The 16,107-nt window shown below is 63.2% G+C and carries 3 protein-coding genes; 1 reads left to right on the plus strand and 2 read right to left on the minus strand.

All coding sequences use genetic code 11. The features are described 5' to 3' along the window. Positions 1-40: 40 nt before the first annotated feature. Positions 41-14,017, plus strand: coding sequence for a non-ribosomal peptide synthetase (locus D8W71_RS12755; protein WP_121113995.1), 13,977 nt, complete (start codon positions 41-43; stop codon positions 14,015-14,017). A 45-nt stretch (positions 14,018-14,062) separates the two neighbouring features. Here D8W71_RS12755 and D8W71_RS12760 read toward each other — a convergent pair whose 3' ends face one another. Further along, positions 14,063-15,028, minus strand: coding sequence for an esterase/lipase family protein (locus D8W71_RS12760; RefSeq protein ID WP_236077861.1), 966 nt, complete (start codon positions 15,026-15,028; stop codon positions 14,063-14,065). 230 nt (positions 15,029-15,258) lie between these two features. Further along, positions 15,259-16,107, minus strand: coding sequence for an ABC transporter permease (locus tag D8W71_RS12765; RefSeq protein ID WP_121119081.1), 849 nt, complete (start codon positions 16,105-16,107; stop codon positions 15,259-15,261).

The following is a 16,107-nucleotide window of genomic DNA, read 5'->3' on the forward strand; positions in this document are numbered from 1 at the left end:
GGCGAGCACGCTCGGCAGTAGCCTGGGTGAAAAGTAGCCGGTGTCTGCATCCCGATTCGTCGCGGGAATTCACGATGGCGTCGGGTACGGAGCGTGGGAGGGTTCTTACTGCATGGTTGTCGGTCAAGGCGCCGATAGGGCGCTGTCGATTACCGACGTGCCGTGGATCGTCGCAGACGTTGCCGAGATCGATCCGGGGCGGACGGCACTCGCCTTCGGGTCCGTTCGTGTTTCGTTCGGTCATCTGCGAAAGCACCTCGAGAAGCTCGACACCGCAATGGGCGGCGCTCTCGGACCGGAGTCGCTTGTTCCACTCGTCATAGCCGAAGTTGCCCCGACAGCCCTGGAATCGGATGACGGCGCCCTCGATCGGGCAGTGAACTCTCTCCTGGTAGACGCCGCGGCGGTCCTCGGTCTGGACACATCCGGTGTGGCCGAGACTGGGCAGGGCCAGGTGTTGCTCGACGCATTCGAAGCGCAGGTCGATCGTCACCCCGACCGTGTTGCACTTCGGTTCGGCGGACAAGAGCTCACCTACGGCGAGTTGGAACGACGTTCTAACCGCGTCGCGCGATTTCTGGTGACTCGCGGGGTCGGTCCGAACCGGACGGTAGGCCTCGCACTTCGGCGGTCGATCGACCTCGTGGTCGGAATGTACGGGATTGTGAAGGCAGGCGGCGCCTACGTCCCGCTCGATCCTGACCATCCCGAGGAACGACTCGAGTACGTCCTGAGCATTGCGCGACCGTTGCTGATTCTCGGCAACGAGGACAGCGCAGCGCGGCTCCCGGCGTCTGTGCGAACCGTGGACATACGTTCGGCGGAGATCGCCGGGCTGGGTGGCAGCAGGTTGGGAGACGACGAGCGTAGGTCACCGACACGCCCCGATGATCTTGCGTATGTGATCTTCACATCCGGATCCACCGGTCGCCCCAAGGGCGTCGCCGTTCCCCACTCCGCGGTCACGGCCAATTTGAACTGGCGCCAGAACCGGTATTCGTTGAACGAGGACGACGTCGTACTCCAGAAGACTCCGTTCACGTTCGATGTGTCTGTCTGGGAGTTCTTCTGGCCCCTCGGAGTCGGGGCCACGCTCGTGGTGGCAGAACCCGATGCTCACCGCGATCCCGATCACCTGGCCGCGTTGATCGACAGTTCCGGCGCGACGGTGGTGCATTTCGTACCGTCGATGCTCGCGGTGTTCGTCGACGCGCCTTCGGTTGCCGACCTCACCACGCTTCGTTTCGTCTTCGCGTCGGGTGAAGAACTGACCCTCGGAACCGCACGTCGATTCGGCGAACGACTCGACGCCGAGCTTCACAACCTCTACGGGCCGACCGAAGCCGCAATCGACGTCACCCACCATCGAGTCCTCCCGGCCCCGCTGTCCGTCCCCATCGGTACGGCCGTGGACGACACCGAACTGCGTGTCCTGGACGCTTCGCTCGGACCTGTCCCACCGGGTGCAGTCGGCGAGCTCTACATCACGGGGGTCCAACTCGCGCGGGGCTACCTGGGGCGGCCGCACACGACTGCGGAGCGATTCGTCGCGGATCCATTTGGGTCGGGTACCCGGATGTACCGCACCGGAGATTTGGTCAAAACCGACGAGCACGGCTCCCTGATCTACCTCGGTCGTACCGATACTCAGATCAAGCTTCACGGACTGCGCATCGAGCCGGGCGAGATCGAGGCTGTGCTCGAGCGTTCTGCGGCTGTCTCGCAGAGCGCTGTAGCGGTGCGAGGTGACCGACTGGTCGGGTATCTCGTTCCCGCTCGAGACAGCGTGCTGGACGTCTCCGAGCTGTGGTCTTCGATGCGGGTTGCGTTACCCGACTACATGGTGCCCGCCGCGTTGATGGTTCTCGACACGATGCCGTTGGGAGCGTCGGGAAAGCTCGATCGCGGTGCGCTACCGGAACCGGCCGAACAGCACGCGTCCTACGACCCACCGTCGACGGACGTCGAGATGGTCGTCGCGTCCGAGTTCGTTGCGATTCTCGGCGTGGACCGAGTCGGACGTGACGACGACTTCTTCGCGCTCGGCGGCAACTCGCTCACCGCAACCCGCCTCGTGTCTCGTCTCAACAGTCGGTACGGCGTGAAAGCTCCGGTTCGCGAATTCTTCGACGCCGCGACCGTGGCGCAGTGGGCGAGGCTGCTCGAGTCCGCCGATCCCGCCGACGCGGCAGCGGTGCGCCTCGGGGCGGTGCCCTGGCCGGAGAGAATTCCGCTGTCTCCCGCGCAGCAGCGAATGTGGTTCCTCAACCGATTGGATCCCGAATCGTCGGCGGACAACATCTCGCTGGTCGTTCGAATGGCAGGACGGCTCGACGTCGCCGCTCTGCGGGCTGCGGTGATCGATCTGGTCAACCGTCATGCCCCTCTGCGCACCCGCTATCCGGAAGTGAACGGCGTCGGCATCCAAGATGTCGGGGCACGTGATGGGTGGGGAATCGATTGGGTTGTTGCGCGCAGCGGTCAGGACGAGCTTCTCGGCGACATCGTCGCGACGGTGAACATGCCGTTCGACGTGTCTTCGGCGCCGCCGTTTCGAGTCAGACTGTTCGAGCTCACGGATCTCGAACACATCCTGGTCGTGGTCGTGCATCACATTGCCGCCGACGGTTTTTCGATGGTACCCATCGCCCGGGACGTCATGATCTCCTACACAGCGCGTGCGGGAGGACGCGTACCCGACTGGCGGCCGCTCGAAGTCGAGTACCCGGACTACTCGCTGTGGCAGAAAGCGTTGCTGGGCTCGTCGGACGATCCGCACTCGATGATGTCGGTGCAGGAGCAGTTCTGGGCCACCGCATTGTCGGGGCTCGAAGAGCAGATCGATCTTCCGCTCGACATGCCGCGTCCCGTCCTGTGGTCGGGCCGCGGCAGCACACATGCTCGTACGATCGACTCGGACACCCATGCGACACTCGTGCAGCTCGGTCGCGCGCGCGGCGCAACATTGTTCATGGTGGTTCATGCTGCCTTGTCGGTGTTGTTGTCGCGGTTGTCCGGCAGCGACGACATCGCGGTGGGTACGCCCGTCGCAGGACGTGGTGAGGCTGTTCTCGACGACGTGATCGGAATGTTCGTCAACACCCTGGTTTTGCGTGTCCGACTGCAGAATTCGTGGCGGTTCGACGAGGTTCTGGCCGGTGTTCGCGAGACGGATCTCGCCGCGTTCGCCCATGCGGACGTGCCGTTCGAGCGCGTCGTGGAGGTCGTGGACCCAGTTCGCTCGCACGGACGTCAGCCTCTCTACCAGGTGTCGATGACGTTCCGGGACGTCGGGTTCACCCATTTCCAGCTGGACGGTCTCACCGTCGATCCAGTCGACGTCGACGTGTCCATGGCAAAGGTGGATCTCGATTTCGCGGTAACCGAACACGTTGGGGCACAGGGTGAACCTGCCGGGCTGAGTATCGAGACCACGTACGCCAGCGACCTGTTCGAAGACTCGACGGTCGAAAACATCTCTCGACGTCTGGTCGCGGTGCTCGAGGCCGTTGCCGAGGACCCATCGGTGATCGTCGGCGACATCGAGCTGGCCGACGAAGCCGAGTCCGAGTCGTTGATCGGCGATGTCAATTCCACGTACCGCGAGGTGGATCCGTCGGCGACGCTCGTGTCGATGTTCGAGGCGCAGGTCGCGAAGTCTCCGAATGCGATCGCCCTGACGTACGAAGGGGATTCGCTGACGTACGCGCAGTTCGACGCCCGCGTGGAGCGTCTCGCTCGATTCCTCGTCGCCGAGGGTGTGGGGCCGGAAACTGCTGTTGCGGTGGCGATGCGGCGATCGTTCGATCTGATGGTGGCCATCTATGCCGTCGTTCGCGCGGGGGGTGCCTACGTTCCCGTCGATCCCGAACAACCGACGGAACGAGTGGAGTACATTCTTCGAACGTCCGGGGCGGTCACCGTGCTGTCGACCACTCGCGACGAGTTCGAATCGTCCATCGCCAGTGTCGTTTTCGTCGACGACGAGTCATTCGACGCGGACGCGCGTCTGCGCCCGACGGTCCGAGCAACGCCTGCGTCCGCCGGACCCGGCAACGCTGCATACGTGCTGTTCACTTCCGGTTCGACTGGCAAGCCGAAGGGCGTGGCCGTCGATCATCGTGCGATCGTCAATCGACTGGTCTGGATGCAGGAGGAGTATCGACTACGTTCCGACGACGTGGTCGTGCAGAAGACTCCGGTGACGTTCGACGTGTCGGTGTGGGAGTTGTTCTGGCCGTTGCAGGTCGGTGCTCGGTTGGTTATCGCACGCCCGGACGGCCACCGGGATCCGACCTATCTCGCGGAGTTGATGGATACCGAACGAGTGACGGTCGTACACTTCGTGCCGTCGATGGCCGCGGTCTTCGCCGCCGAAGCCAAGGCGAAACGTGCGGACGCTCTCCGATTGCTGTTCGCCTCGGGTGAAGCGCTGCCGCCTGCCACCGCACGGGCGCTCAGACGGGCCGTGACCGACGTGCGGGTCGTCAATCTTTACGGCCCGACCGAGGCCGCGGTGGACGTGACCTTCCACGAATTCACCGGGTCCGACGTCGCGACAGTTCCGATAGGTCTGCCGGTGTTCAACACCAGGGTCTACGTTCTCGACAACCGGCTACGTCCGGTAGTGATCGGTGTAGTCGGTGAGTTGTACCTCGCTGGTGCGCAGTTGGCTCGCGGTTACGTGAGTAGACCGGACCTCACCTCCGACCGATTCGTCGCCGATCCGTTCGACGTGTCGGGCGGGCGTCTGTACCGCACAGGAGATGTCGTGCGGTGGACACCGGGCGGGGAACTCGAATACGTCGGGCGCATCGATCACCAGGTCAAATTGCGAGGCTTGCGGATCGAACTCGGTGAAATCGAGTCCGCGCTCCTGGCCGACAGTTCGGTGTCACAGGCGGTCGTGATCGTTCGAAGCGAACGGCTCGTCGCCTACGTGGTGCCTGCGCGTGGAACCGCGGTGGACACCGATCTCCTGCGCGGTCGTGTGGGCTCGAGCCTCCCGGCGTACATGGTTCCGGCGGTCGTGTTGGTTCTGGATGCGCTCCCGATCTCCGCGTCGGGCAAGTTGGACCGAAAAGCGCTCCCGCAACCGATCTTCGAAGTCCGGGCTTTTCGTCAGCCGACTACGCACACCGAACAGGTGATCGCGAAGGTCTTCGGCGAGATGCTGGGTGTGGACGAACCGGGCCTCGACGACGACTTCTTCGCGCTCGGTGGCAATTCCCTGGTGGCGACGCAGGTGGTTTCCCGCATCGGTGCCGTCCTGGACACGCGCGTTCCCGTCCGTGCCATATTCGACACTCCGACGGTTGCCGGGTTGGCAGCATCGATGGAAGGCACGATCGGTGTCGGTGGACGAATTCCCCTTGTAGCGGGGCGTCGACCTCGTCGTGTACCGCTGTCGCTTGCCCAGCAGCGGATGTGGTTTCTCGACAAGTTCGAACCGAATTCCGCTGCGTACAACATTCCCATCGTCGTTCGGCTCGACGGCGGTCTCGAGGTCGACGCATTGCGGTCTGCGATCGACGACGTGCGACGTCGACACGAGTCACTCCGAACCATCTATCCCGAGTCCGATGGGGTTGGCTACCAGGTGGTGGCACCGATCGAGTCGAGTCCCTTCGTGCTCGGAGTGTCCCACTGCTCCGAGGGCGATGCGCTGACGAGAATCCGAGAACTCGTCACCGAGGGCTTCGCGCTTGCGCACGTCGCACCGTTCCGAGCGCACCTGTATCGACTGGGAGACGATCGGGACATCCTCGCGGTGGTGGTGCATCACATCGCTGCCGACGGGTTCTCGATGGGCCCGTTGATCCGCGATATCGTCGCTGCCTACTCGGCGCGGGCAACCGGGCGGGAACTCGACTGGGAACCGCTGACCGTGCAGTACGCCGACTACGCCGTGTGGCAGCGTGAGATGCTCGGTGACCAGTCCGACCCCGATTCGCTGATCAGTACTCAGATCCGTTTCTGGACTCGGGAACTCGATGGCATCTCCGACTATCTCGACTTGCCTACCGATCACCCTCGGCCATCGATCCCTTCCGAACGCGGTGCCGTGCATGCGTTCTCCGTCAACGGCGCGCTACACAGATCGGTGGTGGCGCTCGGGCTGGAGATCGGATGCACGCCGTTCATGATCGTGCATGCGGCGTTCGCGATACTTCTTGCGCGGTTGTCCAGCAGTCAGGACATCGCCATCGGCACTCCGATCGCCGGTCGCGGAGAACGTGAGTTGGACGATGTGATCGGAATGTTCGTCAACACGCTCGTTCTTCGTACGGAAATCCGGGACGACGCGACCGCGGAAGAAATTCTGTCATCGGTTCGCGAAACAGATCTCGACGCGTTCGCGCATGCCGACATACCGTTCGAGAGGTTGGTGGAAGTACTCGATCCGCCACGTTCGACGACACGTCAACCTCTGTTCCAGGTCATGCTGGCTTTCCAGAACCTCGGCCGAAGTACTGCAGAGTTACCGGGTATCAGAGCAGCGGGCGTCGAACTCGAAACCGGTTTGTCGAAATTCGATCTGTATCTGACGATGTCGGAAGAGTTCGACAGTTCGGGCGAGCCGCTCGGTATGCTCGCCCAGTTTCTCTACCTCACCGACTTGTTCGACGAGTCCACCGTAGCGGCGGCCGGCGAGCGTTTCCTGCGGATCCTGGAGACGATCGTGACCGATCGGTTGGTCGTCGTAGGGGACATCGACATCCTCAGCGGTGTGGAAGTCGACGCTGTCGTGGGGGAGACTGCCCGAATCGAGCGTCCGTGCACCGACGAACTGTTGCTCGACCGGTTCCACGAGCAAGCGGCCACGTCGCCTGACGCTGTTGCGATCACGTACGAAGACCGGTCGATGTCGTATGGCGAGTTCGCGATACGCGTCGAGACGCTTGCTCGAACTCTGAACGCGGCCGGCGTCGGCGCCGAAAGTGCTGTCGCAGTGGTCATGAATCGGTCGCCGGAACTGGTGGTCGCGATCTACGCGATCGTGTCCGCGGGCGCGGCGTACGTACCGATCGATCCTCACCAACCGATGGACCGCGTGCGTTACCTCGTGGACACTGCGAATGTGTCGCTGGCTCTGGTCACTTCGCCCGACGACCTCACTGGTATCGACGTTCCTGTCGTCGTGGTGAACGACTCGGCCCGGAATTTCGCAGTGGATGTGCAGGTGGGGGATGCCCGGCCACGAGATCGCGTGCACCCGGACAACGCGGCTTACGTGCTCTTCACTTCCGGATCCACCGGTCGGCCCAAGGGCGTCGTAGTCAGTCACCGCGCCATCGTCAACCGGTTGAACTGGATGCAGTCCGAGTACCGACTCTCGAACGACGACGTGGTGATCCTCAAAACCCCGGTCACGTTCGACGTGTCACTGTGGGAATTGTTCTGGCCGTTGCAGACCGGGGCTCGGATGGTGATCGCAAGGCACGATGGGCACCGCGATCCGGCCTATCTCGCCCGTGTACTCGAGGCGAACGCCGTCACCGTCGCGCATTTCGTTCCCTCGATGCTGGCCGTGTTCGCAGCGGAACCCGCGGCTCCGCTGAACACGTCGCTCCGTCGCATTTTCGCCTCGGGCGAGGCGCTCCCGGTATCGACGGCCCGTGCGCTGAAGTCGGTGCTGCCGTCGGTATTCCTGGCGAACCTGTACGGTCCGACCGAAGCAGCGGTCGACGTGACCTTCCACGAATTCGTACCCACCGACCAGGTGAGCATTCCAATCGGCCTACCGGTGACCGGCACCCGTGCCTACGTCCTGGACGGCCGTTTGCATCCCGTGCCGTCAGGGGTCGTCGGGGAGCTGTATCTGGCCGGAGTTCAGTTGGCCAGAGCATACGCGTCGAGACCCGACTTGACCTCGGAGCGATTCGTTGCCGACCCGTTCGATCTCGACGGCGGCAGGCTATACCGCACGGGCGACCTCGTTCGGCGGAACCCGAGCGGCGAGTTGGACTATGTCGGCCGCCGCGACTTCCAGGTCAAGTTGCGCGGGCAGCGTATCGAGTGCGGGGAGGTAGAAGCTGCGCTGGATCGGCACCCGCATGTTCACCGCAGTGTGGTCGTTCTTCGATCGGACGCCACGATGGGCGACGTGTTGGTCGGGTACGTCGTGCCGAGAGCGGGAACGACGGTGGATCCGGCCGCGGTTCGGGCGTCTCTGGGAGACCTGGTGCCGGACTACATGGTGCCGGCGGTCGTGGTCGTTCTGGACCGAATGCCTCTCGGCTCGAACGGAAAACTCGATCGACGAGCACTGCCTGCCCCAGTGTTCGAAGTCAAGGTGTACCATCCGCCATCCACGCCAGTCGAAGAACTCGTCGCCGGAACTTACGGAGATCTACTCGGAGTGGACAGGGTCGGTCTCGACGACGAATTCTTCGGTCTCGGCGGCAATTCGTTGATCGCCACGCGCGTTGTCGCCCGGCTCGGCACCGCCCTGGGGCGCGAAATTCCGCTTCGGCTCCTGTTCGAAGCCCCTGGGGTCGAAGCGCTTGCCGCACGGGTCGAGTCGGAGTCCGGCGGCGCCCGTCGTCCGCCCATCGGTGTGCGTCGGTCCGGCGTCGGCCCGGTTCCGTTGTCGCTCGCGCAACAGAGAATGTGGTTTCTGAACAGGCTCGAGCCTGAGTCTGCAGCACACAATGTTCCGGTGACGATCCGTCTGACCGGTCGGCTCGACACATCGGCGTTCGCTGCCGCGTTTGCGGATGTAGTTGCGCGGCACGACATATTGAGAACCGTGTACCCGGATGTCGACGGTGTCGGTAGTCAGGTGATCCGTACCGTCGAATCGAGACCGGTAGTACTGGCGGTTCGCGATGTCGAGTCGGCGTCGGCCATGGATCAGGTGCTGACGATGGTGTCGACAGGCTTCGACGTAACAGCCGAGGTACCGATTCGCGCGGCGCTGCTGCGTGAATCGGACGCAGAGCACGTCCTCGTGGTCGTGGCACATCACATTTCCATCGACGGATTCTCGATCGCCCCGCTGACCCGAGATATCGTGCGTGCGTACGCAGCTCGTAAGTCGGGTCGGATTCCCGGATGGGAACGTCCATCGGTGCAATATGCAGATTACGCAGTCTGGCAGCGCGAGCTCCTCGGTTCGAACGACGATGCGTCGTCGATCGCGTCGACGCAGACCGCGTTCTGGATCGACCGTCTCTCCGGCCTGCCCCCCGAGATCGACCTCCCCACCGACCGTTCCAGACCGGCGACGCAGTCGAATCGTGCCGCCGCCGTGTCGATACCGATAGATGCATCGCTTCGAGCGAAGGTGACTTCGTTCGCACACGAAGCACGTGCGACGCCGTTCATGGTCTTGCATGCGGCGCTGGCCCTGCTATTAGGGAGGCTGTCGGACACTGACGACGTCGCGATCGGAACGCCGGTCGCAGGACGCGGGAACGCCGTTCTCGACGACGTCATCGGAATGTTCGTGAACACTCTTGTGCTGCGCACTCCCGTAGATCCCAGGCGCACGTTCTCCGCCTTGGTCTCGGGGACACGGGATGCCGATCTTGCCGCGTTCGCTCACGCGGACATTCCGTTCGAAGAGGTCGTCGATGCGCTCGACCCGCCTCGCGCACACGGGCGTCATCCGTTGTTCCAGGTCATGTTCACCTTCCAGAACCTCGGTCGAGCACAACTGGAATTGCCCGACCTGACGATCAGTGCGATCGAGTTCGAGACGGCGTCGGCAAAGTTCGATCTACAGGTGACGGCGTCCGACTCGCATGACGCGGCCGGGGGAGTGTCGGGTTGGGATATCGAATTCCTGTATGCGACAGACCTGTTCGATCATTCGACCGTCGAGCGAATTGCAGCCGGGTTCGGCTCGTTGCTCTCAGGTGTCCTCGAGGCCCCGGACCGACCGGTCGGCGATGTCGACTCGATGCCGAGTTCCGAGCGCGAGACACTGGTGAATCGATGGAGCGAGACCGCTCCTGCTGCGACGACGGCGATCGACACCGTTGGGCGATCGGCGGAGACGCTTGTCGACAGGTTCCAGGCGACCACCCGGTCCTGGCCTGACCGTGTGGCGGTGCGATTCGAAAGCACGACCATGTCGTACGACGAATTGGGTCGCCGTGTCGACCTTCTTGCCCGTCGACTCATAGCGGTCGGCGCGGGGCCCGAGACACTGGTCGCCGTCGCGTTGCCCCGCTCACCCGACCTGATCGTGGCGCTGCTGGCGGTGACGACCTCGGGTGCCGGGTATCTACCCGTCGACCCCACGTATCCGCCCGAGCGCATCGAGTTCCTGGTCGCCGATGCCGGTCCTATTGCCGTCCTTGCCGACGCGCCCAGTGAGTACTTCGGCGACGTTCCCCTGATACGTCCGAACGTGGGGCACCCGACGAGTGAGCACCTCGGTGTCGTCACGGACGTCGAAAGGCATTCGCCGCTGGCCCCAACCAACCTCGCCTATGTGATCTACACGTCGGGATCCAGCGGAACACCCAAGGGTGTCGGGGTAACCCACAGGAACGTCCTCGAACTCTTCGACAACTCCGACTCGACATTTCGTTTCGACGAAAACGATGTGTGGACGATGTTCCACTCCTACGCTTTCGATTTCTCGGTGTGGGAAATGTGGGGTGCGTTGCTGCACGGCGGGACTCTCGTCGTGATCGACTACTACACGTCTCGATCACCGGAGGCATTCCGCACGGTTCTCGAGACCGAGAACGTCACCGTGTTGAACCAGACACCGTCCGCTTTTCACCTGTTGGCCGAAGTCGATCGTGTTCTGCCGCCGGTCGCACTGTCGTTGCGTTACATCTTGTTCGGTGGCGAGGCGCTTGCGCCGTCCCGGTTGAAGAGTTGGTTCGAACGCCACGGCGACGGACTGGACGGCGGCGGCTTGGTCGGCGGCGGGGGACCTCGATTGGTCAACCTGTACGGGATCACCGAGACCACCGTGCACGTATCGATCAGACCCCTGACCGCGCGAGACATCGGTCCGGCGTCGATCATCGGTCGTCCGATACCGGGTCTGCGCGTCTACGTACTCGATCGGCGCCTTCGGCCCACGCCGATCGGGGTCGCAGGCGAACTGTATGTGGCGGGCGGTCAGGTCGCTCGCGGATACCGGGGCAGGACGGGCCTGTCGGCGACGCGATTCGTCGCCGATCCTTTCGGCCGACCCGGCGGGCTGCTGTATCGCACCGGCGACAGGGCACGATGGCTTCCGACCGAGACGACGGGCGAACTGGAGTACCTCGGAAGAGCCGACGACCAGGTGAAGATCCGCGGTTTCCGGATAGAACTCGGTGAAGTCCACGCGGCGGTCTCGGCGCAGCCAGGGGTGACGTCCTCGGCGGTCGTCGTTCGGGACGTTCCGCCCGGGGGTGCGCAGCTCGTCGCGTACGTCGTGGTCGATGGCAACCATCGACTCGAGGAGCTTCGGCGAGGCGTCGAACAGCGGGTCCCCGACTACATGGTGCCGTCGGCGTTCGTCGCCATCCAAGCGATCCCCTTGACGGTCAACGGCAAACTGGACAGTCGCGCGCTGCCACCTCCGGTGCTGGTCGAATCCGAATTCCGCGCTCCGTCGAACCCTGTCGAAGAGATAGTGGCCGGCGTGTACGCGGAAGTGCTCGGGCTCGATCGTGTCGGTGCGGACGACGACTTCTTCACGCTCGGTGGCAATTCGTTGATAGCCACCCGAGTGGTCTCTCGCCTCGGTGCGGCACTCGATACAGTCGTTTCCGTCCGACTTCTGTTCGAGACGGCGACAGTGGCGGACCTTGCGGCTCGACTCGAATCTGCCGTCGGCGCCGGCGGACGACGTGCGCTTGTCGCACGTTCCAGGCCCGAGATCGTTCCTCTGTCCTACGCGCAGCAGCGGATGTGGTTGTTGGGCAGGCTGGATCCGACGTCGTCGACGTACAACATCCCCTTCGCTCTGAGGATCACCGGGATGCTGGACACGGGGGCGCTCGCGCTCGCGGTCGCCGACGTGATCACGCGGCATGAGTCGCTGCGCACGCGCTATCCAGAAGTGAACGGCCATGGAACGCAGGAAATCACACCTGCCGAGGATCTCGAACTGGACCTGCGCCCTGAGAAAGTGGACCTGGCAGACCTGGAGGGCCGCCTGCGCGTACTGTTTGCAACCGCCTTTGACGTCACCGCTGCACCACCGCTGCTCGTGCATCTACTCGAGCTGTCACACGACGACCATGTGTTCGTCCTTGTGGCGCATCACGTTGCTGCAGACGGGTATTCGGCCGGCCCGCTCACACGTGACCTGATGACTGCGTACGCCGCCCGTTCGCTGAGGCAACTCCCGGGGTGGAATCCGCTCGAGATTCAGTACGCCGACTTCGTGCTGTGGCAGAGGGAGGTGCTGGGCGACGAGGAGGATCCCGCATCCATCATTGCGGTGCAGATGCAGTTTTGGCGCAGCACCCTGGCGGGCCTGAGCGAGCAACGGAGTCTGGTCACGGACCGGCCTCGGACGGTGAAGCGGACGAGCGACGGTGCAGCTCACGAATTCGTGGTCGACACGGACTTACTGGCGTCTCTCGAAGGCACCGCTCACGATCACAATGCTTCGCTGTTCATGGCTTTGCATGCCGCGGTCGTGATCCTGCTCGGCCGGATGTCGGGCGACGAGGATGTCGCAGTCGGAACTCCCGTAGCAGGACGCGGCGAGCCTGCGCTCGACGAGATCGTCGGAATGTTCGTCAACACACTGGTGCTGAGAACGCGAGTGCAGTCGGATGTGACCGTGGCCGAGGTTCTCAGCGCGGTGCGCGATACGGATCTCGATGCTTTCGCTCACTCCGACATCCCGTTCGACCGGGTCGTCGACCTGCTCGACCCTCCGCGGTCCTCGTCGAGATCGCCGTTCTTCGACGTTGTTGTCGCCCTGCAGAACCTCGGAACGACGCGACTGTCGCTCCCCGATGTGGCGATCACAGGGCTGGACACAGCGGACCACGCTGCGAAGTACGACCTGCAGTTGGTGTTCTCCGAGACGCAGTCGACGGTCGGCGACCCGACGTTGACCTGCACGATGATCTACTCGACCGACTTGTTCGACAGAGCCACGATCGAGGTCTTGGCCGAGAGGCTGGACACCGTGCTGCGGGTAGTAGCCCTGGAACCGAACACCGTCGTGGGTGACATCGACGTCTCGGCCGGCGAGGTCGGGCCGTCGCCTGCAGGCTCGGCCGAAGGGGATCGGCATTCGACGAGGCGGACTGTGGCGCAAGTGTTCGACGAGGCCGTCGAAGCCGAGGTGGAGGCTCCCGCGATCGTGACCGGAGCGGGGGAGACCAGCTATCTTCAGCTGTCCGACAGAAGTTCGCAACTCGCGCGATTCCTCGCTGCGCGGGATGTGGGACCGGGAGACCTCGTTGCCATCGAACTGCCGGTATCGGTCGATTTCGTTGTTGCGTCGTGGGCCGTGTGGTTGTGCGGCGCAGCAGTGTGGTTCGGCAATGGAAATGCTGTCGACGCGGGCACCCCACATGCTCAGTTCGTTCTGACCAAGAATCCAAGTCCGAATTCGGCCGACACTTCGACCGTCATCGATCTGGGCGATGCAGAGATCGCAGCGAGTGTTGCGTCGTACTCGCCTCGGCCGATCGACTACGCGTCGCGGACTCGTCTTCTCGGACCGAACGACGTCGCGTTCGTGGTGGTGGACGGGACCGCAGTATCGAGGTTGTCGCACGCCGAGGCGGTGGAGCGAGCCGAGCGGTACAGGCGCGCGTGGAATGTCGACTACGACTCCCGGCTGTGGATTGCAGGTGGGTCGCAGGTCGCAGATGCGGGCCCGTGGGATGGCTTGGGGCTACTGGTTGCGGCCGCGGCTGGCGCCGCTGTCGTTTCTATCGCTTCGACCGCGTCGAACGAGGCGGTGGAACAAGCATGGGTCACGCACCTCGTGGCGCCATCTTCCCAGCAGCCCCACGATGTCGAGTCGGTCGTCGATCACGTCGTACGGTTGGACGCGACCAGGCCGGCTCCGTGGGAGGCAGAAGGCTGAGGGCCTGACGTTCGTTCGATCGGGGGCGCGTGAACGAAATGCCGGTCAGGGCGTCCCGGAGCACACCAGCGGGTTGCGGTCGGCATAGGACGGATCCAAGGCGCTGCTGACCATGTAGACGACATCGGGGTCGCTGGTCAGACCCATGTGCGACACCGTGCTCGCCGGGCAGAGATCTTGAACCCATTGATTGGTGACCTGGCCCGTCCCACGGTCGTTCAAGAACGTGCGCTCCGGTGGCGTGACGACCCCATCGCTGCGCGTCGCGATGACGGTGTAGTCGACTCCGGCCATCACTTCACTGCCCGCGTTCAGCTTCTTGAGCATCGGCGACCCGATCAACTGCTGATCACCGGCGATCCCGAACACGAGTTTCGATGTCAGGTCGCGCGGCAGACCTAGGGATGTCGCAAGAAGGTAGAGCTGCTGGATGCCGTTCCAGCTTGTGCCGTGGTTGGTCGCTCCCAGCGTGATCAACCGGTGTACTTTGCTCTGAGTCGGGTCGGACGGGTCGGCTCCGCCGTTGAACTTCAGGTACTGCCGCGCCACCGTCCCACCTTGCGAGTGGCCGACCATGTCGACCTGGGATGCGCCGGTGCTCTGCAGGACGGAGTCGACGAAACGCTCCACCTCGACCGCGGACTGTTCGATATCGCCTACACCCCAGACGAGGTGATTCGGATCCCAGAACACCGGAAGAGCGCCGTAGTTGAGAGCGAACACGCAGTATCCCTGCGAAGCCAAGTCCTGTGACAACACCGGCCAAGATTCCTGCATGTTGGTGTCGGTCCCATGAATGAGCACGACGGGCCGCGGATGAGCCTCCGAGGGGACACATGACCAGTTGTTGGATCCTTCTGGTGGACTGCCCATCCTGTCGATGGACGCCACGGGAAGCGGATCGCCTGTTGCAGTCGGTGCCGCGACGGAGACTCCGACTCCGGCAACTGCGATCATCGTCGTAGCGACGGCGATGATCGTCCGGCGCCGGATCACACGACCGATCTTCACTGCAGGCTCCTCATGTCGCCGAGTACTCGTTGAAAGTTCGTCAGCTACTGGTATTCAGCTGTAACGCGCTCAGGGCGCGACAGCCAATCTACTTTTCGCCGACGCTCCAGCATCGCGAGAATATTCTTCGAATGCAAATTTCTTCGTTGTGAAATTTCCCATTGCAATCCGATTGGTATCTGTCGAACTTCGACCTGCAACAGAAGATCGGCTATGTGTTTCGAACATTCTCAACCCGAAGTCGACGCTCGTCGATACCCCTTTATCGCGGGAATCAGAAAGATCACGACAAGACCGAGGGACCACGCAAGCGTCTGCAGGATAGGCGTAAGTGTTGGGCCTCCAAGAGCAAGTGCCTTCATGGCGTCGACCGCACACGACATCGGCTGAGCAGCGACGACGGGCTGGAGCCAGGGCGGATATGCCGCGACCGGTACGAACCCGGAATTGAAGAACATCAGCAAGGTGCAGAGGATGGACACCAGTTCGACGAGAGGCGCGTCCCCTGCAATGGTGGCCAGGAATGTGATCATGACCGCGAAACCGAGGCCGAAGACAATCGGTAGCAGGATCAGACCGATTGCGGCCAGAATTCCTTCGTTGAAGCGGAAGCCCAGGGCAAAGCCCATTGCAACGATGACGATCGTTGTCACGAGAACGCGAACTGCCTCGGCCATCATCCTGCCGACCAATCCGGCTGCGCGGTGGGTCGGCATGGTCCAGAACCGCGACAGAAGACCGGAGATGCGCTCCTGTTTCAGGCCGACCGCACTCACGATCGAGCCGAACATCGCGCCGATCAGTGCAATCAGTGGAACCTGACCGTAGACCGCGGGTTGCCCGGTCGCCATCGAGATGGAATCACCGAGTACGACGCGAAACATGAGCAGTGTCAGCGCTGGGTAGAGGACGGCTTGAATCATGGTGGTGGTGTCACGCGACCACCGTGTCAGAAGCCTCTTGCACTGGATGAGGCTATGGGTCCACAGCGCAGCGAGAGATGTCTCGGGCAGGGGCTTGTTGGGTTCTGGGAAGTCCAGGGTGTCGAGTGCCATGGGGTGCGGTTGTACGTCGGTCAT

It is taken from the genome of Rhodococcus sp. P1Y (genome assembly GCF_003641205.1).
Taxonomy (GTDB): domain Bacteria; phylum Actinomycetota; class Actinomycetes; order Mycobacteriales; family Mycobacteriaceae; genus Rhodococcoides.